At 37.3% G+C, this 25,788-nt stretch carries 19 protein-coding genes; 5 read left to right on the forward strand and 14 right to left on the reverse strand.

All coding sequences use genetic code 11. The features are described 5' to 3' along the window. Positions 1 to 60 precede the first annotated feature (60 nt). The 4 genes from IPP61_08195 (at position 61) to IPP61_08210 (ending at position 2,847) form a co-directional block, all read left to right on the forward strand. Positions 61 to 558 (forward strand): cupin domain-containing protein, encoded by a 498-nt coding sequence (locus IPP61_08195; GenBank protein MBL0325146.1) that lies wholly within the window; start codon positions 61 to 63, stop codon positions 556 to 558. Positions 559 to 612: 54 nt separating this feature from the next. Then, complete coding sequence (locus IPP61_08200; protein ID MBL0325147.1) at positions 613 to 1,080, forward strand: DUF4293 domain-containing protein; 468 nt, start codon at positions 613 to 615, stop codon at positions 1,078 to 1,080. Positions 1,081 to 1,173: 93 nt separating this feature from the next. Next, a complete protein-coding gene (locus tag IPP61_08205; GenBank protein ID MBL0325148.1) occupies positions 1,174 to 2,085 on the forward strand; it encodes a methionyl-tRNA formyltransferase in 912 nt (303 codons plus the stop codon). 72 nt (positions 2,086 to 2,157) lie between these two features. Then, entirely contained in the window at positions 2,158 to 2,847 is a 690-nt protein-coding gene (locus tag IPP61_08210; GenBank protein MBL0325149.1) for a hypothetical protein, read from the forward strand. A gap of 18 nt (positions 2,848 to 2,865) precedes the next feature. On the opposite strand, the gene IPP61_08215 is transcribed toward IPP61_08210, so the two are convergent. The 5 genes from IPP61_08215 to IPP61_08235 form a co-directional block, all read right to left on the reverse strand. Further along, complete coding sequence (locus IPP61_08215; GenBank protein MBL0325150.1) at positions 2,866 to 7,599, reverse strand: hypothetical protein; 4,734 nt, start codon at positions 7,597 to 7,599, stop codon at positions 2,866 to 2,868. 16 nt (positions 7,600 to 7,615) lie between these two features. Continuing rightward, positions 7,616 to 8,446 carry a 50S ribosomal protein L11 methyltransferase gene (prmA, locus tag IPP61_08220; protein MBL0325151.1) on the reverse strand — a complete coding sequence of 277 codons (831 nt, stop codon included), beginning with the start codon at positions 8,444 to 8,446 and terminating at the stop codon, positions 7,616 to 7,618. Positions 8,447 to 8,526: 80 nt separating this feature from the next. Then, complete coding sequence (gene porV, locus IPP61_08225) at positions 8,527 to 9,705, reverse strand: type IX secretion system outer membrane channel protein PorV (protein MBL0325152.1); 1,179 nt, start codon at positions 9,703 to 9,705, stop codon at positions 8,527 to 8,529. Positions 9,706 to 9,768: 63 nt separating this feature from the next. Beyond that, the gene (porU, locus tag IPP61_08230) at positions 9,769 to 13,065 is read right to left on the reverse strand and encodes a type IX secretion system sortase PorU (GenBank protein MBL0325153.1); all 3,297 of its coding nucleotides are present in this window, start codon (positions 13,063 to 13,065) and stop codon (positions 9,769 to 9,771) included. Between the two features lie 66 nt (positions 13,066 to 13,131). Then, the gene (locus IPP61_08235; protein ID MBL0325154.1) at positions 13,132 to 13,716 is read right to left on the reverse strand and encodes a transcription elongation protein SprT; all 585 of its coding nucleotides are present in this window, start codon (positions 13,714 to 13,716) and stop codon (positions 13,132 to 13,134) included. 257 nt (positions 13,717 to 13,973) lie between these two features. Here IPP61_08235 and IPP61_08240 point away from each other — a divergent pair, with 257 nt between their 5' ends. Beyond that, the gene (locus tag IPP61_08240; GenBank protein ID MBL0325155.1) at positions 13,974 to 14,240 is read left to right on the forward strand and encodes a hypothetical protein; all 267 of its coding nucleotides are present in this window, start codon (positions 13,974 to 13,976) and stop codon (positions 14,238 to 14,240) included. Between the two features lie 3 nt (positions 14,241 to 14,243). Here the strand turns inward: IPP61_08240 and IPP61_08245 are convergent, their stop codons facing one another. From IPP61_08245 to IPP61_08285, 9 genes are all read right to left on the reverse strand, one after another. Beyond that, positions 14,244 to 14,810 (reverse strand): aminodeoxychorismate/anthranilate synthase component II, encoded by a 567-nt coding sequence (locus tag IPP61_08245; GenBank protein ID MBL0325156.1) that lies wholly within the window; start codon positions 14,808 to 14,810, stop codon positions 14,244 to 14,246. Between the two features lie 19 nt (positions 14,811 to 14,829). Next, entirely contained in the window at positions 14,830 to 15,279 is a 450-nt protein-coding gene (locus IPP61_08250; protein ID MBL0325157.1) for a hypothetical protein, read from the reverse strand. Positions 15,280 to 15,304: 25 nt separating this feature from the next. Continuing rightward, positions 15,305 to 16,726, reverse strand: a complete 1,422-nt coding sequence (locus IPP61_08255; protein ID MBL0325158.1) for an anthranilate synthase component I family protein — start codon at positions 16,724 to 16,726, stop codon at positions 15,305 to 15,307. Between the two features lie 210 nt (positions 16,727 to 16,936). Next, positions 16,937 to 17,284 carry a cytochrome c gene (locus IPP61_08260; GenBank protein MBL0325159.1) on the reverse strand — a complete coding sequence of 116 codons (348 nt, stop codon included), beginning with the start codon at positions 17,282 to 17,284 and terminating at the stop codon, positions 16,937 to 16,939. Between the two features lie 131 nt (positions 17,285 to 17,415). After that, positions 17,416 to 18,033 (reverse strand): superoxide dismutase, encoded by a 618-nt coding sequence (locus IPP61_08265; GenBank protein MBL0325160.1) that lies wholly within the window; start codon positions 18,031 to 18,033, stop codon positions 17,416 to 17,418. A gap of 153 nt (positions 18,034 to 18,186) precedes the next feature. Then, positions 18,187 to 19,233, reverse strand: a complete 1,047-nt coding sequence (locus tag IPP61_08270) for a DUF1735 domain-containing protein (GenBank protein ID MBL0325161.1) — start codon at positions 19,231 to 19,233, stop codon at positions 18,187 to 18,189. Positions 19,234 to 19,262: 29 nt separating this feature from the next. Beyond that, positions 19,263 to 20,696, reverse strand: coding sequence for a SusD/RagB family nutrient-binding outer membrane lipoprotein (locus IPP61_08275; protein MBL0325162.1), 1,434 nt, complete (start codon positions 20,694 to 20,696; stop codon positions 19,263 to 19,265). A 23-nt stretch (positions 20,697 to 20,719) separates the two neighbouring features. Then, entirely contained in the window at positions 20,720 to 23,965 is a 3,246-nt protein-coding gene (locus tag IPP61_08280; GenBank protein ID MBL0325163.1) for a SusC/RagA family TonB-linked outer membrane protein, read from the reverse strand. Between the two features lie 343 nt (positions 23,966 to 24,308). Further along, complete coding sequence (locus IPP61_08285; protein ID MBL0325164.1) at positions 24,309 to 25,781, reverse strand: SusD/RagB family nutrient-binding outer membrane lipoprotein; 1,473 nt, start codon at positions 25,779 to 25,781, stop codon at positions 24,309 to 24,311. Between the last annotated feature and the right edge of the window lie 7 nt (positions 25,782 to 25,788).

The raw sequence follows: 25,788 nt of genomic DNA on the forward strand, positions 1-25,788 counted from the left end.
TAATTTGCCGGAAATTTGGGTTAAAATTACGCTTTTTTAAGCATAAAATAAATATTAGTTATGCATTCAGCTCAATATTGGGTAGAAAAACTTGGTTTGGTGGCACATCCTGAAGGTGGTTATTTTAAAGAAACCTACAGGTCAGCTGAAACTTTTGACTCGGATCATTCAGGAATTGATTTTCCCAAAGGAAGAAATTTCAGTACCTCCATTTCTTTTTTGCTTACAGGAAATAATTTTTCGGCTTTTCATAAAATAAAATCTGACGAAATATGGCATTTTTACGATGGGGAACCGATTGAGATTTTTTATTTTGAAAACGAGCTAAAACGGATTTTATTAGGTAGTAACCCTGAAAACGATGAGGTGTTTCAGGCCGTAGTGCCTGCCGGATGCTGGTTTGCCAGCAGACTATTATCGCCCTCTGGTTTTGGTTTGGTAGGTTGTACTGTATCGCCGGGTTTTGATTTTCAGGATTTTGAAATGGCAGAAAGAAATGCCTTGATTTTGGAATATCCATCATATTCTGATATTATAATCGCTCTAACCCGCTCATAAATTTCTATTTTTAATTGCTGGTATATGTATTAATTTTGCAAAAAAATTAACGAAATGCTTCAAAGAATTCAATCAATATTTTTAATTATTACCGCTGCCAGCATAGCAGTGTTTTTGGGGACCAATTCATTTGTAAAAGCTATTGGCCCTACCGAAAAAGTGGCTGTAAACGCTTTCCATGTTTATCATCAATCTGGAGAAATGGCACTGATTGACAAGCCAATATATTATGTGGCGGTTTTAGCCGGACTGGCTTTGATTTTGACAATTTATACTATTTTTCAATACAAGAACCGTTTAAAGCAGGTACTTTTAATCTCAATTATTTCGCTTTTTATGGGATCTGCTCTGGCTGTGGTGGTTTATCATATTCAAAAAGACGCACTTCCACTTGGAACAGGTGAAGGTAGTTATACCTTTGGTACCTGGGCCGCATTCGTTGCCATGGTGAGCAATCTGTTAGCCAACAGGTTTATCAAAAGAGACGAGAAATTAGTCAAAGATGCCGACCGTATGCGTTGAGGAAGGGTGTCGGTTCTTTTTTCTAAAAGCCTTTACGTTTTTCTGATTTAGTATTTTAAATTTCTGAAATTCAATAATTTGAAAATAATATTCATGGGTACCCCAGACTTTGCAGTTGCTACTTTGCAGCGGCTGCTTGAGTCTGGATTTGAGGTAGTTGCTGTAGTGACTGCCCCTGATAAACCGGTGGGCCGGGGTCAAAAACTGAGCGAGTCGCCCGTAAAAAAGTTTGCTGTTGAAAAAGGGATTGATGTACTTCAACCTGAAAAACTAAAAAATAAAGAATTTGTAGAAAAGCTAGCCTCATATCATGCCGACCTGCAAGTGGTGGTGGCTTTCAGGATGCTTCCTGAGGTAGTTTGGGCAATGCCACCCAAAGGTACCATAAACCTTCATGGATCTCTTTTGCCGCAATACCGTGGTGCTGCCCCCATAAACTGGGCCGTTATCAATGGGGAAAAAGAAACCGGAGTTACCACTTTTTTTATTGAGAAAGAAATAGATACCGGTCACACAATATTTTCGGAAAGCATCCCAATCGGATCTAATGAAACCGCTGGAGACGTACATGACAAAATGATGTGGATTGGAGCTGATCTTATGGTTAAGACCTGTAAAGCCATTGAAAACGGGAATTACCCCAGTACTCCTCAGGACTTTTCGGCAGACCTTAAACCCGCACCTAAAATATTTAAAGAGACCTGCAGAATAGACTGGAATCAAACAGCAGAAACGATTCATAATTTTGTAAGAGGAATGAGTCCTTTTCCGGCTGCCTGGACCATGTTGGGTGACAAGCAATTGAAGGTTTTTGAAGTGGGAAAAATTGACTCACTAAATGCAGAACTTTCAAAAATTGAAGGATTTGATTTTGAACTTTTTACCGATCACAAAAGGATACTTGGCATAAAATGTGCTGATGCTATTGCGGGTATAAAACATCTTCAGTTGGAAGGTAAAAAACGCATGAGCACCGAAGAGTTTTTACGAGGTTACAGATTTTGAGAAAAAATAACCTGCCCACACCAGATTAGTTTTTTTACTTAATAATATTATTTTCCACGAAATAATTAAAAAATGAAAATACGACTTTTAATTGTTTTTGTATCAACAATTTTTGCCGGATTGGGCCTGGTTGGCTGTGGCACTACTGTTCCTCAAAAGTCAAAATTGGATCCGGATAATATTAAAGAACTGGAATTTTATGTTCTTCCAAGCAAGATTTCTTTGATTGAAAAAGCAAATATAGCCAGGTTAAACCCTTTTCTTTCTGACTCCCTTAGGTTACTTTTTGAAAGTAAGCTTCCGATTGCTCTAAAATCGGATCTGAAATTTAATAAGTTTGAAATTTTCGACGAAGATGTCAAATATGATATTGATAACCAATTGTTTAGGATTATTCTTGACGTTGAAAAAAAGAAGAAAATTAAAAATTATAAACCTAATAGTCAATTATTAGAGTTTTTAAGGCTCAGTGACAAACAATATTTATTTGTAGCTTATTCGAAAGGATTTACCCGTGAACAGGGTAATTTTGGTATGCAAATCGCCAAAGGCATTGGCATTGGACTGCTGACAGGAGGAAGGGTCATTCCTGTACCCTATAAAGCTAATTTTACCAATGTTTTCTTTATTATCGACGTAAAGAACTCCAACCTGGCTTTCTATCAGAGAAATTCACAAGAATTAGAGCCTTTGAAACCTAATAACGTAGAATTAAAGTTAGATCAGATTTTAGGTGGTTATTTCCGTAAAACTACTTATTGATCTCATAATCAATCATTTCTAGAAACCTTCTTTTTCCTCGGTTTTCTTAACGGGTGCTTTTTTGGCAGGTGTCGCAGGGTCTTCTTTTGAGCTTACAGGTTTTTTCACCACTTCATCTTCTTTGATACCTCTGTATTTTTGCAAAAATTGTTTTCTAAATTTCTGAGCCTGAGCCAAATCCAAAAACTCCACTTCTGATTTCTTTTCTTTTCCTCCTACCGGGCCGGCAAGAAGCTTGTTGATTTCTTCATCTGATGAAGTCACACCCAAAGAACCTGATTTATAGGTGAAATAATACCAACTCGCAGGTGAAATCTCTATCATAATGTGAATCTCATCTCCGGTTTGCGGACTTTTTACAATCTCTACGTAGCCGTTGGTTTTGGCATTGATATCCACATCTCCAATATTTGAAATTCCAATTTTGCCCACACTATAGTAAGCGTTGGTTACACGATTCCATTTGAGATTTAGGTCAGAAATCACCATGGTGCTCAGGAATTTGTTGGAAAACTTAAACAAAGGCATATGCTCTTTCGCAGATTTTGATGCATAAGAATCGACATCTTTTCTGCCAACAAATTGATTAAGTTTTGCCTGAAACACCGGAGAATCGGGTTCAATAGCAGCATCACTGTTTCCAGCATCCAGATTGGCTTTAACGATATTTTGACCTAGTTTTTGGGTATTAGGAATCGAAAGGGGGAAGTCCAGCTTCATCATGGTTGCAAATTGATATTTGAGCGAATCCATGTAGATATTGGCAATACCGACAGTTTCAAAAATTTTGGTAGGAGCACCCAGGAGATTAAATTTCCCTTCCAGGGCTATTATGCCTCTGTCGTCGTAAAACTCATAGCGGTTGGCGATTTGGCTTTCGTCTGATGCACTCACCACAAACTTCTTGTTGGGTTCATCACGTTTAAAAACTCCTGTAGCTAAAAATATGTCGAGGTCATCGCCTGAAATTTTTGTTGAAAGAAAAGTAGGATAGAGGGCATCCATCATAGCCCCGTCTTTAATGTGCAAGCCTACCCACAGAGGTTTACCTCCATCTCGCAGGGTTTCGTCCACATTGATACTGATAGCCTCTGATTTATTGCCTTTATAATTAATCCAGGAACCACCAAACATCGGATATTTTTTCAGGTCGGGCAATACCTGACCGTTCATTGCCAGGTTTTTAAATGGTGCCAGCATGGTGATTTCTCCTTTGTAAAGCATTTTGGGAGAAAGAAAAACGCTGTCTTTTTCAGTAATTTTTGCTCTGGCTATGGTAGATAGTTTTCCTGAACTTTTTGTACTTAACATTTGTCCGTCGGCTGTCAATTCGGCAAATTCAAAATTACCAAGTTTGATGTTAAAGGTATCAGAACTGACATTGACATATTGATAGTCGGCATTTCCGGCAAATGATAACCTGGAGTTGATTTTAACTGTGGCATTGGTCAGTGTATGGTAGCGATTGAGGGTGTCAGTAATGATTTTAGCTTTTGTAAAAGACTCCAAAGTACCATCCTTCTTAACGAAAACTTTGCCATCAGGCGGTAAAATGGCTGCATCGGCTGAGTGTATTTCCTGTACTCCGGTAATGTTTAAACTGGTATTGGGTATATCATACAATGCACCCGTACCGTAGTATTTCAGGCCATATTGGTTTTGAGAAGTGGCAGTGAAAAGCGAAGATTCCAAAGCACCTTCCATTGTGATTTTCTTTTCTTTTATATTCCAGGTAGCATTATCGATGGTGGTGGAATAGGCAGAATACGGGAACTCAAGCGTAGAGTTGAGATTGCCATCCAGGTCGTTGTTTTGTGATTTTATACCCACAATATTTTTTTGGACAGAAAAATCAATTCCCACTCTTTTACCTGAAAAAATGGGTCTTTCGGGATTATCGGCTGACTTGATGTTAAAGGTGGCATTTTCAGCCAAAAAGCCCGCCCGGTTAAATTTGAAATGTTTGGACTGGGTATCGGAATCCTGACGGTCAAGTTTACCGTCACCAAAAAGTCCGGGTTTTTTAAGAACAATGGCCCCTTTAAGTGTTGAAGTACCATTGTAAAAACTGAAACCTTTGTTGGAACTGACGGCCATGCTGTCTTCAGCCGGTGCCCAGAACATGTTAAATTCGTTGATGGCTACATCAGGATAGAAAACGCCCGAGGTTGAATTTGTTTCAATGATTTTTCCGGATTCTCCATTTCCAACAACCTTGTCAGAATAGAATTTCACCTCTTTTAAAATCAGTTTTCCTGCCAGGTGTGTGATTTCACCGGCCGATTTTATACCTGATCTGTTTAAAGAGATTTCAGTGCTCGGTTTTAATTGAGACTCAGTGTCATAAAGTTTATATGGGAATTTTGCCCGGTGAAATATCCCCATCGAGGTATCAGGCATTACCACCAGATTTTCGTTGATAGGCTTAAAAATCCCTCCTGATTGCCAAACTCCCGCAAAAGCCGGGTTGGTCGAGTTGAGGCTGTCGATATTGATTGAAGTGGCTTTGAAAAATACCTCTTTTTCAAATTTCTGCCGTCTTCCTTTTTCATTAAAATATACCAGAACCCCACCCGGGATGTCGAGTTTAGGATATTCGGAAAGATTTTTACGGCCAGATTTATTGTTGGGGCTATTCAGATACAACACTCCGGTAGTTCCATATTTAAAATTTCCCCCTATTTCGGTCTTCCCTCCGTTTTTATAAATTTCCAAAGGAATGAAAGTGATAGAATCTATCCTTTTGAGTTTAACAAGGAATTTTTCATATTCAACTTCAAAATCACCAAAGAATTTAAAGTTTTTAACAACGATTTTGCCTTCAAACGAGAAAACTTTATTGCCAACCACTTTCATACTTTTATCGGTAGGAACAAAACTGATTCCAAGAGAATCTGAAAGTTTAAAATCCTGTGCACCTTTGATATCCAAGGATTTGGATTCCAGGTCAATTGAAGCATTTCCAGAGGTTTTTCCTCCTGAAGAAATGGAAGTGAGGACCAGGTCGTCGAAATCTTTTTTACCATGAAATGCCAGAAAATAATGTTCACCTTTTCGGCTGAGGCGGTAGGTGTTGGTGAATGGGTCATAATCAAAGAATCCCATTTGGTTGCCAATAAGCATGCCATTGCTCACCTGAAAACGCTCTTTGCGGGTAAAGGCTTGCATTTCATCAATGGTGATTATGTTTTTCTTTTTGCGGGCTACCAAATTTCCTGCGGCTATCAAAGGGTTAAAGCCCGACGCAGCACTCAGGGCTCTGATTCTATCGGGGTTATAATAATCGAATGATTCAAATACGGCCTCGATTTCGGCTTTTCCGGCAACTATATAAAAATTCATTTTGCCTCCAGCCAAATCCCAAGACATGGCGTCGCTTTTAATATCTACCTGATGGAAAGTATCAGAATACATGCTGTTCCTAAATCCACTTTTTTCAAGTTTATTAAGCTGCAAATGGTTGTTTTTCAAGTCAAACTCCATTTTTACGGCAGGATGGCTTACCGAATCTTTTCCAAATTTGGTCATAAAACTTACCTTGTCAGACCTGATCAGGGTGTCTGAAAAATAAAAATTCCGGCCAATAACCTCAAACTGATTTCTTTGACTCTTGTTTATGATTAATTTAGAAAAGGGCTCAAGAATTGATTGCGAGGAAACTATCGAACCAACAAGCGAATATCCACCGGAATAGTTATAAAAGGGATAGTTGATTTTAATTTTTGCGTCATTCTTATAAGATTTAAATCTGGGGTAGCTTGATTTTTGCCCCAATCCTCTTTTTTCTAGTTTTATTTCCAGTACACCCTGGATAGTACCCATCAGATGTTCCTGATGCTCAAATTGCACCTTATCTGCGAAAAAACGCCCTGTTATCGATTTGAAATAGTATTTTTCTAATCGGGCAGAGGCCTGGTCAGAATCTGCTATCCAGTCTATTTGTCCTTTTTCACCTATAAAAATACCATTTACAAAGTCATAACCTCCTGTAGTGTTTTTGATTATGATTGAGTCAGAAGGGCTTACCAAAGCCAGCGAAACACTTTGAAAAACTGCAACTATACCTTCTACCAAGGGAAGTTTAGCAATTTGATATTCATCTGATATACCATTGGGTTTTACTTCCAGATTGGGATCATTCCAGGGATCGTATTCTTCTTCTTGTGTGTTGTCGCCCCAGCCAATATCTTCTTCTTCTGTTTCAACAGGTTTAGGAGTTTTTGGAGTTTCCAATGGGATAAAGTAATCTTGCTTTTTTTCAAAAAACCTGAAATTGCAACTGCCATTTAAAGCGTAAACTTTATTGAAACTGGAAGAATAAAGCTGGCTTTTTCTAAAAAAGGCATCAAACTGGAAGATTATCTCATTGATTTTTTTGGTGCTTTGTACTTCTAAAGTCCTGCGAAAATAATTTACAAACGTGGCGAAACCGGCGGCATCTATTGCTCCGGTATTATAATATAAAGTCAGAAACTGAGAAGTGGTGTAAATTTCTAATGGTTTTATGCCTTTCCGGGTAATATTCTGAAACAGCAAGATGAGTTCTTTTTTGCCGTTTTCGTTTATTTTATTTTTGTATAAATCTGAAAATGCAGAAAGCCCATTCTTCGTATATGGGCTGCCCAGATGCTTATCAATCTGTCTGGAAAAATCTTCAATAAAAACTTCAGGCTCTGACGACAGAGTAAGTACTTGTGCCTCAGAGATATATCCGAATATTATTAATAAAAAGGTTAAAAAGGAGTTTCTCACTGATATAGGCAAAAATTTATTCTTTGATGAAAACGACCGCTGCCCAGTTGTTCTTACTTATTTGTTTAAGTTTTTTTAATTGATTGTCATTAGATTTTGATTCAATTTCCGGAACATCATGTTCATAAAAACCACTTAAAATCAGATATCCGCCTTTTTTCATAAATTTCACATAGGTCGGAATCTCATCCAACAGTATGTTTCGGTTGATATTTGCAATCACAATGTCGTATTCTTCGACTTTCTGGTCGGCAATTGTGCCTTGATTTACTGTTATTTCGGGGGTATTGTTGAGGGCAATGTTCTCAATGGTATTTTCGACAGACCATTCATCTATGTCAAAAGAATGGATTTTTTCTGCCCCGAGTTTTGATGCAAAAATAGCCAATATGCCTGTTCCGGTTCCTACATCAAGAACCGATTTGCCTTTATGATCAATTCCGAGTTGCAACTCCAGCACCTGAGAGGTTGTCTCGTGATGGCCGGTGCCAAACGACATTTTCGGAGTAATTATGATTTCATAAGGAAAAACGGCAGGTGCTGGTTCATGAAAAGTAGCTCTTACATATATTTTATCAGAAACTTCAATTGGTGAAAATGCCGATTCCCACTCTTTATTCCAGTTTTGTTTTTCTATGGCCTTAATGCTGTAGCTTAAAGGTGTTTTTGAGGCGTAGTTTTCCAGCAAATTTTTTATTGCCCGGTCGTCAAAGAGATCTTCTGTAACATAGGCAATGATGCCATCAGGGGAGTCAAGAAATGAGTCAAAGCCGATTTCGGCCAATTCAGCCACCAAAATTTCTGAAAAGTCAGGTTCTATTTTTAGGTCGAGCTCGAAATATTGCATTAGTTATCTTAGTATTTTTTTGACTGAAATAAAAAGAGCCCGCATTTACGGGCTCATAAGTAAATAGAAATTAATATTTTTTATTCTTCCTCTTCTTCAGCTTCGATTTCAAGCTTTCTGGCCCCCTTAAGTCCATTTGGTAGATTGATATTCAAGCTTATTCTCCAGGAATTTGCAAGTGGATTCCCTGAAGTAGTAGGAATCAAATAAGCTAAGTCAATCCTATAGAGTTCTTTTAATGATAATCCAAAACCGGTTGTAAAATATTGTCTGGAACCCTTATGTTTTGATTCATGAAAATATCCTGCACGAAGAGCAATTAGATCACTATAAGTATATTCGGCTCCTAATGAAGCCATTACTTCTTTAATTTCTTCTTCAAAACCTCCAGGAGCGTCGTTAAATGAACTAAAAATGGACTTGAAAACAGTAATGTCGGAAATGTTTTCATCAGCTTTAGGGGTGGGAACAAGCAGTTTATTAAAATCCACCAGGAAGTTAAACGCGTTTAAATCGTCAGGTTTTAAAGTGATTTTAGTACCTAATTTTAGATTTGCAGGTATAAAATATTGACCAAAACCATAGTTTACTTTTCCTCCGATATTTTGAACCACCACACCAAAATCCATATCTACTTTTTTAGGATTATCCGAGTTTTTGTCGGTAGGAACAGTTTTGTTATAATATAAACCAAAATCAAACGCAGCAGTTCGACCCGGCTTTCCGGCTTGATTTCCGGAGGCAAAATTCCCTACCAAATTGGAGTTGATAAACTTCATATTTAGCCCTGTAGAAAGGCTGGCATTGAGTTTTTGTGAAAACCCAAGTGCAAGATTAAACTCACGGGAACGAAAATCACCGGCCGACTCAGCATTGGCAGTGGTGAACTCAATAAGACCCTGGTCAAAATAAGTTACGCCATATCCAATTGCCTGCTTACTATTGAGTTTATAATATCCCTGAAGCGTCATCAAACCCATGTCTCCCACAATATCTCTTAGCCATGGGGCATAAGAAATATTGGCACCCATCTTGTTTTCGGCAAAAGCAATTTTTGCTGTGTTCCAGAATACAGAGCTTGCGTCAGGAGCAGAAGCAACACCTGCATCTCCCATTGCTGCTGCTTTGGAGTCAGGACTTAAAGTCATAAAAGGAACGGCAGTGGTAACAACGGTATAGTCTTTTGTGATGGCCTGAGCTTGGACAAAAGCCGGGATACAAAGCAACCCGAAAACTCCGCCTAAAAGGGATTTTTTCATAAGAAAATTATAATATGAGCTTGTCTTTTTATTAACAGTTTTCAAAATAATATATTTTTATTGTCATTTCCAAAATATAAGCCTCCCATTTGCCTGAGTGCTTGTGTTGTCAGAGTTTGATTTTAGCAGGATTTTAAATACAAACTGGTTTCCAAAATCCTTTTTTGATTCAAAATCTAATCCAAATTCTATCTTGTCGCCACAATTGTTACAAGTATTTTGCTGCTCAGCGACTGTTCGGCCATACATATCAAAAACATTTATGATGGCTTCCAGATTTTCGCCGGGACGGTTATGTTGAAAGATAAGGTTGGTGTAACTAACGAAAGGATTAGGATACCCCAAATATCCGGTAATCTCCAATTTTGGTTTTATAGTTTCAAAAACAAACGATTTATTAGTTATATTATTGTTTAAATCAGCCACTTTTATAGAAATTTTGTGCTTTCCTGTGGGCAAAAACGCAATTGGAATTTTAAGCAAAATTTGCTGATTTTGAAGGAGATATGTAGCATATTTATCCCAGTTCAGTTCAAGAGTATCATTAATTATGATTTTTGGAGAAACGGACTCTGAAAAAGTAGATATGTTGATTCCTGATTCATCAAATATCTCCAGTTTAAGGTTTTGATTTTCAGAAGATATCATAGATATTTCCGGTGGTGAAGTGTCAGTCAAAACACCATTTGCTTCGCTATTTAGAAGGAAATCTTCAAAATAACCTCTGCTGGTTAATGAGGAATCAGTATCAATCCCAAACAAATGCATTTTTCCTTTTCCAACTCCCGGAATCTGAGTTGCAGGAAGCATAATTTCCCCTTCAAACTGCCATTCTTTTATTTCAAAAATACCCTGATAAATTTTCTCAAATTCGGATTTATAAGAATAGGCTGGCCCGTCAGAATAAGTTCCCTTAGTTTTTTTTTCGTGTGGTTTATCAAAAACACTTATCATCACCTTCCCATTTCTGATATTCTGACTCTGACCTTTGATTTTGATTTTTTCGAGTGCTTTTACAACTTTTTGACCCGTATTTTCACTATTTATTTGATTTATTATTAGCTCATTGTTGATTACTGGAAGGGGCAAGCTAGGATCCCCCAGCAGGCTGAAATTACGGTTGAGTTCACCTTCTATAGATTGGTTTTTTGTCAACCTGAACCACTCACCCAGTGTGTTGGTTTTATTAAAATTTCTATAGAATGCCGAATTTATTTTTTCATTGGTACTCGAATACACCGGCCTTGTGGTTGTCAAAAGGGCAATTGCTCCGCCAGTTGCATTTAAGAGACTAAGCTCGGCACCTGAGACTATTGCAGGATTGTCAAATTTTCCAAATTGACAAGTAGCGGTAAACAAAATAGGCTGTTTTTGATTTCTCCAGTTTAGGATATCTGAAAAAGTGAGGAGTTTTTCCTGTGCCCAGCCTTCTTCAGAGCCATGTCCATTATAGTTTATTACAAAACTACCCTCTTCCATGTATTTATTGAGCGTTTCATTGGCTTTTGGGGCAGTCGGGAAGTTCTCGATATTTGTAATTTCATAATCATCAAGATATATTTTTTTGATTTCTGAGCCCTGAGAATTGGATTTCAATAGATCTGAAAGGTTTTCGGCATCACTTTGATGTATATTATAATCCCGGTTGTCGGCCACAAAAGTTACATTATTTTGCCATTTTGTATCTGCGTCAAACTTACCGTATCTGATGATTTTATTTATAATATTTCTGGCTTCCAACTGACTTTTTGCAGGCAGCCTTCCTACCGATATATCCAGACTGTGATCTTCTGATTCGGTGCTGTACCACACATTGATAATGCTTTTTCCTTCTGGCCATTCACCTTCATGGTCCTCAAGAAATCCAAAATAATCATCAGAAGAATAGCTATATATGGGTTCAAATGACTCTCTGGATTCATAAGTAGGAATGAGTGTTTTTATATTTACATAATCAACTTTGTTGTTATTTTTAAAGTCATAAGATGCATCACCCAAAAGAAGTAGGTATTTAAGTGTTTTATTATCTTTTTTCCAAAAAAAACGGCATAGATCACGTATGGCAGAAGGGTCGGTTTTCCCTCCGCTAAACCGGTCATATACTTCCTGAGTACTTATTCCCAATACATCAAGGTCTTGGTTATCCTTTTTATTTTCGATTAGTTTTTGTGCTTCGGCTCTAAACTTTTCAGGAAATACCATAATCATTTCCGGCTTTTGGGCATAAAGGCCTGGATTTTGTTTGGGAATCCCACTGAATCCAGGATATTGGATTAGGGCAGAATCAAAAATCAGAATTTTGGTATCATTTCCTGCGGCCTCAACCGTGAAATCTCCTTGAGGACTGAAGGCGAGGTTTTCGGGATTTATAGCCGAATCAAACCGCCAGATTTTGGTGTTTTGACTGGCATTTACAATTGAATATTGTTTGATCTTATAGTTTTTGGGCCAGAAAATGATACTCGAGTTGTTGGTAAACCTGAGTTGCCGTTCATAGTTAAATTCCCAAAAATCGATATAAGCCCCGGCACTTGGCGAATTGGGCGTTGATACATTTAATTCAAATTCCAGTTCATCGTCCTGACTTGAAAACTCAAATTGGGAAAAGTCAGAAAACCTGTTGTATCTGGCATAACTGTCGTTGGGATTGAAATATGATTTAGGCAATACGGCATTAAGAATATCTTTTTTGTTGATAGTTATTTTTAAATCCTGGTCGGCTCGTCCTATTCCCATTAAATTGAGTTTGACATTAACATCTGAGACAGGATCAACCAAACTGTAATTTTTTTTGTATTGAAAATAGAAAAAATCACCAAGCCATTCCCTTCCCGAGCTCAAAACATTTTTTAGCTCTTTCTCTTCATAGTCAAAAAACTGCATTGATTTTTCTCCCGTTTGAGAAAGTGATTCAATTGTTTTTATTTTTTTTGAATCCGCTTCAGAAATATTGATAAAATAATAACTGGAATCGCAGTACGGGTTAATCTTATGGAAAAACACACCCTTAGAGTCCCTGCCTGTAAAGTGGGTGGAGACTCCCAAAAACTTCACAAAGTCTTTATTGTCAAATTTTTCATCGGTATCGTTGCACCAAACAGGAATTTCGGTGAGGTTTCCATTTCCTGATTGGCTTATGGCCTGAGGCAACTGATGAGGACTTGCCGAGAAAATTCTGATTTTATGAGGATTTATTTTTTTGGTGTCTTTGATATAGTTTTTTAGAAAATTTAGGTTTAAAGTATAAACTGCCGTGTTTTTGATACCTAATCTATACCATTGACCGTCGATACTATCGAGGGCTTGAGCCCCGGCAGACGAAAAAATCAATAATAAAAGAATAGTTTTTAGGTATTTCATCAAAACAGAATTGACACTATGGCAACGAAATAAAAACCAAATTTGGTATTGAGAAAAAAAATGAACTTACTCTGTCGGTATAATTTTGGCAAAAGATGGTATGGTATATTTTTTTTTCGAAACCATACATTCTACCAAAGTCCGGGTTCGGCGATCCTCAATTTTCCTGTACTTCTTATTTTTAAAAACAAAAACCTTGCCTTTAGCCAAAATTTCAAGGCTATGGCCTTCATCCTCATTTTCGGAGTATTTTGAAAGGACTTTTACTAATTCCTGATCTTTGGTCGAACTCGCCGCCGGGTTTTCCATGTGTTTTTTTAAAACAATCAGAATATCAGCCGGGAAAACACTTTCGGTCAACATGGGTTTCATCAATTTTGAAAAGGTAGTTTTCCATTCCAGACCATGTGGAGCCGGATTTCTTCGAAAAATACTTTTATTGATTGTTACGTGTTGGTGGGCGATTTCATGTATTAATGTGATTAAAAAAGAATAGGGATTAGAGTCTCCATTGACACTGATATAATGTCGCTGGTGTTTAAACTGGTAGTTTCCCAAACAAGTTTTTCTGGAACGGGCCACAGCAAAATTGAACGGACTGGCAGTCCAAAGTAAAATAATGTAATTAACAGCAGTTTCCGGGATTTTCATTTCTAAAACCCGTCTGAAGTTTTTTTCAGAAGTATCTAATAAATGGGGAGGTTTCTTTTTTAAAAATCCGAACACGGTTTTTACTTTATAATTATTCTGAAAAAAGAATTCACATTGCCTAAAATTAATAAGCAAATGCCTATTATTTTATTTTTTTAACCCAAAATGCCTTAAAATAAAAAACTTTTTACTATTTTATTTAAATGGAGGGTTTTGAATTTTTTAGAATTTAAATTTGAAAAAAATAAATTATCCGAATGAAAAAACTTTTAATTATCTCCCTTTTAGCTTTATCTTTTTCCTCTTGTAAAAAACTAGGAATTGACCCTGTAAAATCTTGTGAAGATGCCACAGAAGACTTTTCAACCGCATTGATTTCTTTTGCTTTTACACCTACCGAAAAGAATTGTAATGCATATTTAGATGCAACAAAATCATATTTGAAGTCTTGTGCCAACCTCACAGCTGCTGAAAAAAGAGAAGTTGAAGACGAGCTTGATAATACTGATTGTAAAGATTTATAATATCTAAGATTTCATCCAGTTTTCTACCATTTTCACCCCGTGTTCTGTAAGATAGGCCTCGGGGTGAAATTGTACGCCCCTGACATCGTATTTTTGATGAGCCTCGGCCAATACATAACCTTTCTCGTCTATGGCAGTAATTTTCAAATCTTCAGGCATGGTTTCAGGCACAACCGTCCATGAATGATAACGACAAACATCAAACTTTTCCGGAATTCCTTTAAATAGCAACTCCTCTGAGTCCTGAATAAGGCAAGGTGTTGTGACCCCGTGCAAAACTTCGCCCATATTGTGTAATTTGGATCCAAAAGCCTCCCCAATGGCCTGATGCCCCAGACAAACCCCAAAAATACTCTTGGTGGTTTTGTATTCTGCCAGTAAATCCATCATAATTCCAGCTTCTTCGGGTATTCCTGGACCTGGTGAGAGTAAAATTTTATCATATTTTTTCACTTCTTCAACCGTGATTTTATCATTTCGGAATACCTCTACATCCCCACCCAATTCTTTCAGGATATAAACCAGATTATATACAAATGAGTCGTAATTGTCTAAAACTAATATTTTCATTGATATTGATTTCAAATGTTTAATTCTTCTTTTTTCCTTCTTCTGACATTCTCCAGTTGGTGTCCCTGATCATCTTTTTGATGTTTTCAGCTTTTTTAAATCTCAAAGCACTCCAGTCTTCGTCAAAGGCCACCATCCTGACCGGTTCATATCCCAAATCGCCCATTGATTGCCAGCCATTGTCACGATTAAACTCACATTTATATTTTTTACTGCTTCCTTTTGGATACGCAAACCAAAATAAGCCTTCATTTGCCATGATTTTATCAACCATGGGGGCAAATTTCCGAATTTCTTCCAACTTAGTGCAGAAAATTAATGCAAATTCAGTTTCGGATGTTTCGGTGGAAGTTTTAACTTCAATATATTCCGAAAATTCCTTAAAAACACCATTCAAATCCTCAGGAGCATTTAAAATCAGAATACTTTTTTGGTTTTTAAGATTCAGTTTTTTTAATAAACTATTCATAAATAAATAATTTGATTTAATAAAATTAAATTTCTTCTGCCATTTCTATCGCTTTTCTCAAAGCCCCCAATTTCAGATGAATTTCGTTCATTTCGGTTTCAATTACAGACTTTGCCACCACGCCCATCCCGGCCTGAAAATACAAAGTATTATTTTTACTCAGGAATGTTCTGATGGCTATTGCGTGATTAAAGTTTCCATTGAAGTCCATGAAACCAATCGCTCCGCCATAAATACTCCTGTTTGTAGGTTCCATTTCATTGATGAGGGTCATGGCCATGTGTTTGGGCGAACCAGACAAGGTACCAGCAGGAAAAGTATCTGCCACCAACTGAAATGGATTTGTTCCGTAGGTCATGTGACCGGTCACTTTTGAAACCAGGTGTATCACATGACTATAAAATTGCACTTCTTTAAAGATTTCAACTTTTACTACATCTGAACTCCTAGAAAGGTCATTTCTGGCCAGGTCAACCAACATTACATGTTCTGCTGATTCTTTAGGGTCGGCATGGAGTTGACGGGCAAGTTCCGTATCTTTAGCATCATCACCAGTACGGCGGAAAGTACCCGCGATGGGGTGTATTTCGGCCATTCCGTCTTTTATAAATATCTGTTTTTCAGGACTTGAGCCAAAAATATGGTAATCGCCACCATCAAAATAAAATAAATAGGGGGAAGGGTTTATGCTTCTAAGTGCCCGGTACACATTAAAGTCGTCACCGGAATATTCCTGTGAAAACCTGCGTGAAGGCACTATCTGAAATACGTCTCCCCGGTGACAATGTTTGATACATTTTTCGATGATTTCAACCATTTTTTTATCATCAATATTGGTATTTTCAATGCCTATGGTTTGGAAATGTGAGGCCGTACGTTTTGGGTTTTTTACATAAAATTCCAAAGTTTCCAGTCCGTCTTTTTTAAAATCAGGGAGGATGTTATCTTTTCCGTAAGCGTGTTCGAAAAGGTATAATTCGTCCTTAAAATGGTTTATCGCAATAACATACCTGTAAACTCTGTAAAGAATTTGTGGAATGGATGTCTCATCGCTTTTTTCCTGAATTTCGATATCTTCAAAATATTCAACCGAATCGTAGGTTATGTGGCCAAATAAACCATTGGAAATAAAAGAATGCTCGTTTTCGGAAGGAACAAATACATTTGCAAATGCCTGAAGGGTATTTACGGCATCTTTTCTGTTTTTTAGTTTAAATTTTTCAATGGTTCCATCAGGGAAAGTTTGAGTAACTTCATCATTATCAAGCACAAAAGAGGCGATAGGGTCACATGCTATATAACTGAAACTATTATGCATGGCGTGATAATCGGCACTTTCCAGGATAACCGAAAGCGGGAATTGTTCTCTGATTCTGAGAAAAATGCTCACCGGTGTAAGCGTATCGGATAATAGTCTTTTACTTCTGGTAGCAATATTGAATTTCATGATTCTGGTATTTCTGCTTTCAATTTGGAAAAATAAAAAAAAACGGCTTGCTGTAGTCGAACAGCAAGCCGTAATTATGTAAAAAACCACATAGCGGAATGTTGATCAACTCTTTTGAGAAGAACGCCACCAACCTTTTGTTGCTATGTTGTTTAATGATTTCATATTGCAAAAGTAGCTAGTTAAAGCTTAAATCAAAATATTTTCAGATTATTTTTCCAAAGTACCATCCGTTACCCATTGTTTAAATTTATTAATGGTTTCGGTCGATAGTTTTGTTTTAGCTCCATTGGGCATTGCTCCGGTTGTGCCGGGTTCTCTCTGAATTCGGTCAAGAATAGATGCTATTTTGTTTTTTGCCTGAAGGTAATCGTCCCATTTATTGGGATTGCCTCCTCCGGATAGGTGACAAGGGGTACAGTTTGCCACTATTATGGGTTTAATGTCTGTTACATAAGTGATTTTTGCTACTTGTGGAGCTGCTTCCTCTTTTGTACAACTTGAAAATAAGAAAATAGAAAGGCAAATTGAAGCCGCAATTTTAAAGTTTTTTTTCATTGTTAAAAGGTTTTATTTGGAACCGGGAATAGTTTAGTTAATGCCAATACGGAAACCAATTCCTTAAGGTTGCAATAAAAAAAGGGCGAACATATGTCCACCCTTCTCAAACTTTAAACAATTCCAATCATTTATTTCTTCACTGCTGCTGCGTATCTTGCTTCTACGGCATTCCAGTTTACCAATGTCCAAAAAGTATCTACGTAGTCAGGTCTTTTATTTTGAAATTTCAGGTAATAGGCATGTTCCCATACGTCAAGACCCAAAACCGGCGTTCCTTTTACTTCTGCAATATCCATCAATGGGTTATCCTGATTTGGAGTAGAACACACAGCTACCGAGCCATCTTCTTTGGCAATTAACCAGGCCCATCCTGAGCCAAATCTGGTAGTGGCGGCTGTTTTGAAGGCAGCTTTGAACTCATCAACAGACCCAAAAGCGGCAATGATTGCATCTTTAAGAGCTCCTGAAAGATTTCCTCCAACACCTTGAGGAGCCAATATATTCCAGAATAAATCGTGATTATAATGTCCTCCACCATTATTTCTTACTGCAGGCGAGGCTTTGCTGATATTTGCTAAAATCTCTTCAATGGTCTGATTGTCAAGATCAGTACCTGCAATAGCTGCATTGAGGTTGGTAACGTAAGCATTGTGGTGACGATCATGATGAATCTCCATAGTCATGGCATCAAAATGCGGCTCAAGAGCGTTATTTGCGTAAGGAAGAGGTGCTAATGTAAAAGCCATAATTTTATTTTTTTAATCTGTATTTCGATGTATTTATATGATTAACATCAGTTTTTAGAAATGTGTTCAAAGGAAAGAAGATTTTTTCAAAAGAATACAAAAAAAGGAGGTTGACTTTCATCAACCTCCTTTTGAAATATTATTCAAATTAAATTACCTCGCTTTGGCATATTTCCAGGTTTCATCCCATTTAGTCCTGATATTAGGGGGATCTTTTACAACACTTGGCTGCAACATATTAAATTTAATATTAATTGTACCATTTTTATATGCGTTGATTCCTGAAGGATCTAATGCTGCCGCTCTTGTATTAGCAGCGGGTTGTCCGTGATAGTTAGTCACTGCCACTATCTTGTCTGTAGCAGGGTCAAACTCTACAATCAAACCAAATGCACCATAATAGCTTAATCCAGAGCCGGTATAGAAAATAAAGAATGGAGCATTGAGGCCAAATGTTTTATCTTTAATTACACACTGAGTAGGTGAAACTGTTTCAAGTGCATATTGATAAGATTCACCTGAAGTAAATGCAGAAGTAAATGCAGCGTTAGTTACATCAACCATTGTACTACTGGTTACATCATAAATTCCATCCCATTTATTTTTAACACTTATCAAAGTAATGATATAATCATCTCCAGAGAGTTTGCCATTGCCTGTGTCAGTAATTTTATAAGCAACTGCATATTTCTTAGCCAAATCCCATTTTGAACCATCTAAGTTGATGGTTAAGTCTTTGGCAAAATCACCTGACCCAAAATTTATTGTTACTTCTTTTCCTGCAACTGTTACACCTGGGTTATCTGATAAATTAAATATTGAAGATGGTAACCATTCAAAATCTGATTCATTTTCTTCATTATAAGTATCCAATAATTCAGGGGCTTCAATTAACTTAACTGTTGTTGATGTTTGAAGTACTGCTTCCGAAGGAACATTCCTCCTGATATTTAATAAATCAACTTTCTTAACCTCTTTAAAAGGGCTGAAATACAACTTATTTGCAGTTGATCTATATTTGTTTTCAATAGGTTTTTCTTCCAATTCTTCAGCAGTTGCCTTTTTCTCCTTACCCGGAAAATAAGTAGAGATAAACATTGATCCCTGGTCGGTTAGTTTTACCAAATTGTCTTCAATACAAGAAGTAGCAAAGAATGGTAAAACAAAAGCGACTAATATTTTTACAAAATGTTTTTTCATATTTTTTAAAAATTTAAAAGTTCAAGATATTATTGGTTCCACCAAACTTTGGCATCCTGATCATACGCCGCAACTCTTTTTACAGCGTCTTCAACACTCACTTTGTTTGAAGAATATTCACCTGTTGCATAAACATATCTCTCAGGAATTTTCTTTGAGCTATTTACGGCATCAGGAGCTGGAGTCAATGCAGGAAAACCAGATTTTCTGGTGATATTCCATCCTTGTAAACCATCAGGATAAGAAGCAATGTATCTTTGAATACTAATGTTTTTAAGATTAGCTCCAGTTCCGGCTGCAGCAAGGGTAACACCTGCTTGAGTGAAATAACTGGCTGCAGGAGCTGAAAGTCCCCACTGATCAAACGAAAGTTTGATACCATCCTGATAAACAGTATTGAGTGACTCAGAAGTCCAGCCTAAATCAGCAGCTTCAGCACGAGCTAAAGCAACCTGAGCAGCTGAGATAATTACAACAGAACCTGTAGGAGTTCTGAAATCTCCTCTTAGTACTCTTGCCCATTTAGGATTTGCACCTGTAAATGCCTCTGCTTTTGTTCTTTCAACACCGTAAGGAACACCAATGCTTGAAGAATTATTAGAGTTTGCAACACCTTGCTCTTCAGTTTCTCCACCAAAAGCCGCCTGACGGCCATCAGAGAGTGAACCCATCAAATTTACCAAAGTAGCACTTTCGGCAACGTCTCTACGACCGTTATAAAGGTTAAACCATGGAGACTGGAAATTACCTCCAGGATAAGAGATTTTGAAGTTCTGAGCATTACTTGTGATTACTCCATCAGCCAAGGCAGCTTTTAACTCTGTAGCAGCATAGGCACTGGCAGCAGGGAATTTTTTAGATAACTGAATTGCCATCAAAACTCTCATAGAGTTGGCTGCACGTTTCCATGCTGCAACGTCACCACCGTAAATTACATCGCCTGAAATAAGGCTACCGTCAAACATCCCATTGGCATCTTTTAATGCTTGTATCATACCCTTATAAATATTTTCCTGAGTATCATATTTTGGTCTGGTTGACTCGGCACCTTTCAATGCTTCGCTATAAGGGATATCACCCCAACGGTCGGTCATGTTCCAATAAATGTATTGTTGCAATATTTTTGATATAGCCGACATACTTTTATTACCACTTGTAGTGATAATATTTTCAAGATCATAAAGGCTAGCCGAATAGTTTGCTGTGAAATCTACCTGAGGAATAGCATATAAAGAAGAACTTGAATATTGGGTTTCAGAAAAGTACTGACAAAAATAACCCGGAGTAGTCTGTGCCGCATATCCACCTAAACCCGCTTGTACGTTTGTTAACAAAGCAGCATAAGTAGGAGAGTTGGTTGCAGAAGGGTTAAGGTTTGTATCGCCAAAGTCTGATAGCATTTCGCATGAAGTAAGCGAACCTACAACCAGAGTGGTTAATATATATTTACTAAATTTTTTCATATCTTTTTATAAATAAAAATTAATTAAAATCCGATTCTTAGGTTTACACCAAGACTTCTAGTACCAGGAAGCTGAGCAGTTTCACCCACTGTAGCACTGATTTCTGAAGGATCAAAATCTTTGGTTTTAGCATAAATCAAGAATGGGTTTCTTGATACAACTGACAAGGTCACATTATTTACATATTTAGAAAGTCCCAGTTTATTAACCGGCAAGCCGTATCCTACTGACAACTCTCTAAGTTTAACAAATGTTAGGTCATACACAAAACTATCGAATATTTTGTTGTTGTACAATCCATGGAAATAATCCTGACCTTCAACGTAATAATCAACAGGTTTGCCTTCTGCATTGACTCCTGACACATGCACACCACCACCATCGGCAACAGCATCACGAATAGGATTTCCTTTGTCATTTACAGTTGCAGTCTGAGCTGTCAAACCACTATATGAACCCCACATATTTGAAAGGGACACAAATTTTCCTCCAAATTGATAGTCAATGTTAGCGTTAACAATGAAGTTCTTGAAAATGCTAAATGAGTTTTGAAGACCACCTGTATAACGTGGTACAACACTTCCAAAGTTTACGTTAGGGTCATTTACGAATGTTCCATCGCTATTAACGACAGGCACACCATTGATACGTTTTGCACCATTACCAAATATTTGTCCCCATCTTCTTCCTTCCTGATGAAGTAAATATGGCATTGTACTACCCCAAACATCACCCTGGCTTGAAGTTTGAGTTACCTCATATTCTTTACTTAGCTCAACTACATCGTTTTTGATTAGGTCAGCATAAGTTGCAATTACATTCCATTTGAAGTTTTTGATGTTCAAAACTTCTGCATTCAATTTTAATTCGATACCTTGTTTTGCAATTTTACCAATATTGGTAAGTACTGAACTAAAACCACTGGCACCGTTAACTGTCAATGCATAAGGGAAACCGATTTCACTTCCATCCCAATATGTAAAGCTTAAGCCATATTTTCCTTTCAGGAATTCAAGATCTAAACCGATTTCTTTCTGAGAAGCCACAGAACCGGCAATATTTGGATCCACTACTTGGTCAGGAGTTCCCATCAAGAAATTACTTCCCCATTTAAACTGACCTACGCCATATGCCATACCTGGGTATCTATAGGCACCAAAAGTTTCATTAGAAGTACCAAGTGCTTTTGGAATTTCACCCCACGATCCACGAATTTTTCCTAAAGACATCCATGGAAGTGATTCTTTGATGAAATCGCTGAATACAAATGAGAAACCAAGTGACTTGGAAATTACACCATTGTTCTCAGGATTGAGGGTAGAGAACCAGTCTTTCCTTACAGTTCCATCAAGGAAGAAGAAGTTTTTATATCCTACAGAAGCTTTTGCAAATATGGCATTGTAGGCTTCATTGGTTCTTGAATTGAAAATTGAAGCTGAATTGACAGAGTTAGCAAGAGTATAAAGGTTTGGAACACTTAGACCTTGGTTAGTATTCCCTTCATTGGCTTTATATGTCCATTTAAAGAAGTCAGTTCCTACAAATCCATCAACTGAAATAGCACCAATTTTTTTATTGTAAGTTCCAATTAGCTCAAGGTTTTCTCTATTGCTATAGAGGTTTCCTGTACCATAGTAACCAAAACATTCAGGACAGTTACCTGTAGTTTGGGTAGCACTTTCTTTTAAGTCACTGCTGTATTTGTCTTCGTACCAGGTAGTAGTTTGTTGCTTACGATATGTTGCTTTTACACTGATATCTTTGTTGATTTTGTATTTCAAGGCGATATCACCAAAAAGTCTGTCACGGCTGTTAACTAGACTCATCATATCATAGAATGAATAGAAATTATACCAGTAATTACCAGCATAAAAAGCTCTTGTATTAGCAGGGTCAAAAGAATTAGGATTGGCTTTATTCCAACTGGCATACCATCCTTCAGGAGTACGAAGGTCTTTCAATTCTTTCATGATTCCCATGTCCAAATCTCTGTGGAACCACTGGTTAAATGACCCTGTAGATTGGCTTGAATAACCATCATCAATTTGGCCGGTTCTTACCGTATTGGCATAGTTGATATTGGTTGTCAGTTCCAGATATTTATTAATATCATACACTGCATTTACGTTCAAAGTGTTTTTGCTTAGACTACTTGTAGGAAGCAAACCATTGGTGTATTGATTACCATATGTTACTTTGAAAAGTAGGTTTTCATAAGCTTTATTGATCGTAATACTATTATTTGTAAATACACCTGTTTCGAAATAATCTTTAGCATTGGTTGGTTGAGGTGTAAGTTTGGCCGTTGTAAATGATTTGTCATGACCGCCATACCACGAATACCATGGAATATATTCCTGACCTACCATTCTTGGACCCCAGCTAGCATCATCACTGTAGTCGTGATAATATTTACCATCAAGCACTTTCCATTCTACAGGATCAGTAGCTTTCCAGGTATATTTGGATAACTCACCAGCACCACCACCTGCATAAGAGTTTTGGTAGTTAGGTAAAATATAAACTTTGTCAAATTGAACACCCATATTCAAAGTAACACCTAATCCTTGTTGCTGTCTGGCTTTTTTCATCGAAATTACAATGGCACCGTTTGCACCTTGTGAACCGAACTGAGCAGCAGCTGCAGGACCTTGAAGTATTGAAATACTCTCGATATCATCATTATTGATATCATCAATATTAGGAAGGATTGTTCCATCTACTACATAAAGAGCACCACCACCGGCTCCAAATCCTGAAACACCTCTAAGTCTTACTTCAGTTTGACGGCCCAAGGCAGCAGCAGATTGGCTACGAACCTGAATACCCGCAACTTTACCCGCAAGAGCGTTATTGAAGTTAGATTGTCTGATAGTGTTCAATTGGTCATTATTGATAACCTGAGCACTAAATACTGCAGAACGTCCGGTTTGTTTAGTACCATAAGCACCAGTTACAACAACTTCTGAAAGCTGATTGGCATCAGAATCAAGAACGACATTCAAAGTAGTCTGATTTTTAATTTCCACAGTTTTGGTAATCATACCCACAAATGAAAATACAAGTGTTGAGCCCTTGCTTGCTGAGATTTTGTACATACCGTCAGAATCGGTAGTTGTACCTCTTGAAGTTCCTTGTACTGCCACAGATACGCCCGGAAGACCCGATCCATCATCTGCAGAAGTAACTTTTCCAGAAATTTCTATGTTTTGGGCATAGGAAAATAATGTTCCTGCCATCAAAACCATAGCTAGTAAAAATTTCTTCATACAGTTTAAAGTTTAAAATGAAAGTTTGGTTAAAAATGCAAGTTAAATGATATGATTGTTTGCTCATGATTTAAATAGGATTTATTTAATATTTCAATAAATGAAGTTATATGAAATATTAGAAAAGTTATATAATTTTTTTTATTTTCCTTAACATTTGTTAATTTTTTGTTTTGCTGTAGATTAATTCTATTAAATGTTTTTCTATTTCAATATTAATTTGAGTTTTGTTAATTAGCCAATTTATAATTGGGTTTTTGCATCAAGGTGATTTAAAAATTAAAGAGGCTATAGTCTTTAACTATAGCCTCTTTAAATATCATTTTTTAGCGAAAAATTCTAATTATTTCGCCCACCACATTTTAGCATAATTATCATCAGTTCCTCCTAATGCAGCTACAGCAGCTTTATAGTTTTCACCATTCAGAGCCGATTCGTTAGTTGGGTATCCTAGTCTAAAAGGAATTCCTCTTGAATCAACCGCATCTAGTGCAGGAGAAAGGGTAGGGAATCCGGTTCTTCTCCAGTCATTCCATGCTTCCCAGCTGTTAAGGTAAGCATGAACCCATTTTTCGGTAATGATTTGTTTTACTGCGGTTGCAGAACTATATTTTACATCAGTTAAAGCGATATATGCATCATATTTTGCCTGATCAAATACACCATACTGTTCCCATGAGGCTTTAATTGCCTGATTATAATATTTTTCTGCTTCAGCATCTCCACCAGAAATATATCCGATTTTTGCTGCTTCAGCCATACAGAACAAAACCTGAGCATAGTTGTAAATTCCTAGTTTAGAACCCTGGCTTCTGAAAGCTGAACCAATTCTACTGTAAGCAGCAGGAATGTTGACGGCAGTATTACGACCATAAGGTAGGCCTTTTATAGCGTTTCCTGCTAATGTTTCAGCATAAACTGAAAGACGAGGGTCGGCTTTTGGTTCCATATACCCTGTAAGTGTAGTACTAATGGCATAGTCATTACGATTGCTCACTGAATAGTTATTGTACCAGGGATTGTAATTATTTGGATCTCCGGCGACAAATGTATAGTTAATATTTTGGCTATTGGATGAAATTGGACCAGCGGCCATGGCAGCTGCGAATTCAGTTTTTCCTTTAGCCGGATCTACTTTTGACAGCCTCAAAGCCATAATTAATCTTTGAGTATTTGCAAAACGTTTCCATGCAGCCATATTTCCATTTAAAAGGACATCTCCGGCAACAGCACTTTCATCTTCTTTGATTTGAGCTGATGCTTCAGTCAATTCTTTAAACAGAGCGTTGTAAATATCTTGCTGTTTATCATATGCCGGGGTATAATCTTCACTTCCCTTTAATGCTGCAGTGTAAGGTATATCCCCCCATTTATCAGTCATCAAAAGATAAAAATATGCTTTTAGTATCCTTGCAACAGCAATTTGATTACTTTTTGAACCATTGCCGTTTATGGCTGCATTACCGTCATTGTTATAATTGATGATGGTTTCCAGATTGTACAACGGTCCATTAAGATTACTGGGAGGAGTAACAGTTCCAGAACCTGCATACCAGGCAGAAAACGTAAGGTTACGGTCGCTGTAAAGTGATGACCCCGGATAAGGGCCTTCAGCCAAATGTTGAACATATAAAGCAGCTAATCTACTTGCAGCAGTGTTCCCCAAAACCAAATCATTGATACTTTGAATTGAGTTTGTAAGTAAGGAACGGGTTGAAGCAGAAGTAAGCTTTGCCGGAGAAATATTCGTATCGCCGAAGTTATCACACCCGGAGAGTATGAATAACATAGTGATTATTGTTAGTATTCTTTTCATTTTTTCT

Source organism: Cytophagaceae bacterium, from assembly GCA_016722655.1.
Classification (GTDB): domain Bacteria; phylum Bacteroidota; class Bacteroidia; order Cytophagales; family Spirosomataceae; genus Leadbetterella.

Bases quoted from the DNA above. Each gene is read 5' to 3' on its own strand.
- IPP61_08255 (MBL0325158.1), bottom strand. From the start codon at position 16,726: ATGAAATTCAATATTGCTACCAGAAGTAAAAGACTATTATCCGATACG.
- IPP61_08260 (MBL0325159.1), bottom strand. From the start codon at position 17,284: ATGAAAAAAAACTTTAAAATTGCGGCTTCAATTTGCCTTTCTATTTTC.
- IPP61_08275 (MBL0325162.1), bottom strand. From the start codon at position 20,696: ATGAAAAAATTTAGTAAATATATATTAACCACTCTGGTTGTAGGTTCG.
- IPP61_08245 (MBL0325156.1), bottom strand. From the start codon at position 14,810: ATGAAAATATTAGTTTTAGACAATTACGACTCATTTGTATATAATCTG.
- IPP61_08240 (MBL0325155.1), top strand. From the start codon at position 13,974: ATGAAAAAACTTTTAATTATCTCCCTTTTAGCTTTATCTTTTTCCTCT.
- IPP61_08205 (MBL0325148.1), top strand. From the start codon at position 1,174: ATGGGTACCCCAGACTTTGCAGTTGCTACTTTGCAGCGGCTGCTTGAG.
- IPP61_08250 (MBL0325157.1), bottom strand. From the start codon at position 15,279: ATGAATAGTTTATTAAAAAAACTGAATCTTAAAAACCAAAAAAGTATT.
- IPP61_08285 (MBL0325164.1), bottom strand. From the start codon at position 25,781: ATGAAAAGAATACTAACAATAATCACTATGTTATTCATACTCTCCGGG.
- IPP61_08210 (MBL0325149.1), top strand. From the start codon at position 2,158: ATGAAAATACGACTTTTAATTGTTTTTGTATCAACAATTTTTGCCGGA.
- porU (MBL0325153.1), bottom strand. From the start codon at position 13,065: ATGAAATACCTAAAAACTATTCTTTTATTATTGATTTTTTCGTCTGCC.
- IPP61_08265 (MBL0325160.1), bottom strand. From the start codon at position 18,033: ATGGCTTTTACATTAGCACCTCTTCCTTACGCAAATAACGCTCTTGAG.
- IPP61_08200 (MBL0325147.1), top strand. From the start codon at position 613: ATGCTTCAAAGAATTCAATCAATATTTTTAATTATTACCGCTGCCAGC.
- IPP61_08235 (MBL0325154.1), bottom strand. From the start codon at position 13,716: ATGAAAATCCCGGAAACTGCTGTTAATTACATTATTTTACTTTGGACT.
- IPP61_08195 (MBL0325146.1), top strand. From the start codon at position 61: ATGCATTCAGCTCAATATTGGGTAGAAAAACTTGGTTTGGTGGCACAT.
- IPP61_08270 (MBL0325161.1), bottom strand. From the start codon at position 19,233: ATGAAAAAACATTTTGTAAAAATATTAGTCGCTTTTGTTTTACCATTC.
- prmA (MBL0325151.1), bottom strand. From the start codon at position 8,446: ATGCAATATTTCGAGCTCGACCTAAAAATAGAACCTGACTTTTCAGAA.
- IPP61_08280 (MBL0325163.1), bottom strand. From the start codon at position 23,965: ATGAAGAAATTTTTACTAGCTATGGTTTTGATGGCAGGAACATTATTT.
- porV (MBL0325152.1), bottom strand. From the start codon at position 9,705: ATGAAAAAATCCCTTTTAGGCGGAGTTTTCGGGTTGCTTTGTATCCCG.